We start from the raw sequence: 1,692 nt of genomic DNA, 5'->3' as shown, positions 1-1,692 counted from the left end.
GCTAAGCCTCGATCCACCGACGTGGCTCGAGAGTGATCTTCTGAGCGGCTTGTGAGCCGGGTGTGGAGCGGTTGCCGTGGCTGGGCAGGTGTTGTCCGCTGGTCTGCCCAGCTCTTCCACAAAGGTGGCTCTCCGGTCGGGCCCTGGCGGGCGAGGCGGTCGGGGACGTCAGGCTGCTTCGGGCGGGTGGTGGACGGTGTCGAACAGGTGTGTCCAGGCATGCCGCCAGGGCCAGTTGTGTGGCAGGTGCAAGGTGATGCGTCGTGCGGAGCGGGCGGTCCGGGCCGGGACCTGGACCAGGTGGGCGCGGAGGGTGGCGGTGGTGGCCTTGGCGTGGAAGGCCGAGGTCAGCGCGCCGGTGGCCCGCAGCAGGTTGTAGGCCATCGCCCACAGGGTCAGCCAGGCCGCGTTGGCATGAAAGTGCCCCGAGGGCAGGTGGGCCAGAGCGGAGGCTTTGCTGTCGGCGATGACCTGCTCGACGACGGCGTGGTGGCGGTGTTCCCGCTCCGCCTGGAGCGTCGCGGCGGGGTTGTCGGTGAAGAACGGGTGGTAGCGCCAGACCGGGAACAACTCGCCCTGCTCCCCGACGATCGCGGGTTTGGCCAGGTCACGGACCCGACGCACGATGAGGCGGGCGGTGACCTGCTCGCTCTTCTTGTGGCCGGCGAAGGCGGTGTAGGCGGGTATCTCGGCGACCTCCGCATCGGAGATGAGCTCCCCGGTGTCGGGATCGGGCACGGCGGTGGGATAGGTGATCTGCTGCCATGCGCTGTCGTCGATGGCCAGGACGGCGCGTTTGACAGACGGGTTCATGCCGCAGGTGACCGAGAAACGGGCGCCGGCCCGGCGGCAGGCGGCGATGACACCGGCGTTGTAGAACTGGGAGTCGGCGCGCAGGATGCGCAGGCCGGTGCAGCCGGCCTCGGCCGCGGTGGCCAGGGCCTCACTGACGAATTTCGGGGCGCCGCGGGAGTCGGCCGCTTTGCCGCGGCGCAACCGCACGGTGGCGATCACCGGCCGAGAGGTGGGGGTGCAGACCGTGGCGAGCAGCGGGTGCAGGGTGCGCACCCCCTTGAACCGGCCGTACTGGGCGCCCTGCTTGGTCCGGCCGTAGACCCGTTTGTGGGTGGAGTCGACATCGATGAACGCCACCTGCCCCGCGCCCGGCAGCAGCGGGGTGTGTGCGGCCAGCGCGGCCAGGAATCTGCGGTGCACGGCGTGGAGCTGGAGCGCGTGACCGTGGGTGAACGCACGCAGGAACGTACCCAGGGTCGAGGGGGCACGGATCCCGCCGAACAGGGTCGGCATCGCGCCGTGCCGCAGGACGTCCAGGTCGTCGATGCTGTCCGCACCCGCGACCATGCCGGCCACGATGCTGGTGACCTTGGCTTCCGCCGCGGCACCCGCGCTGTTCTTCGCCCCGGTCAGCTTCACCTTGTCCGCGACCAGACGGACAAGTCCGCACCGCTCGGCCAGTCGCATCACCGGGACCAGCCCGGCATACCCGACCAGATTCCGGTCATCGAACGCGGCGGACACCGCCGAAGTGGCATGGGAAGATTGCATCTCGCGGATGCACTCCGATTCTGTGGACATGGAACCCTAGGAAGTCCCATCGTCCCAGCTCAGAGGGCATCCGCGTCTTCATGTCCAAGCCCTGGACCGGCCATTGCACGGTGGATCGAGGCTAAG

The 1,692-nt window shown here is 69.3% G+C and carries 1 protein-coding gene; it reads right to left on the bottom strand.

The genetic code is table 11. From position 1 onward, the window contains the following. Positions 1 to 168: 168 nt before the first annotated feature. Positions 169 to 1,566, bottom strand: a complete 1,398-nt coding sequence (locus ACY34J_RS28925; RefSeq protein WP_462729590.1) for an IS1380 family transposase — start codon at positions 1,564 to 1,566, stop codon at positions 169 to 171. Positions 1,567 to 1,692: the final 126 nt, after the last annotated feature.

The sequence above is a fragment of the Streptomyces sp. HSS9-12 genome (genome assembly GCF_054963655.1).
The sequence above is the reverse complement of the archived record's forward strand: the minus strand, read 5'-3'. Positions and strand labels throughout refer to the sequence as shown.

Coding starts and splice junctions, on each gene's coding strand:
- ACY34J_RS28925 (WP_462729590.1), bottom strand. CDS start 1,566: ATGCAATCTTCCCATGCCACTTCGGCGGTGTCCGCCGCGTTCGATGAC.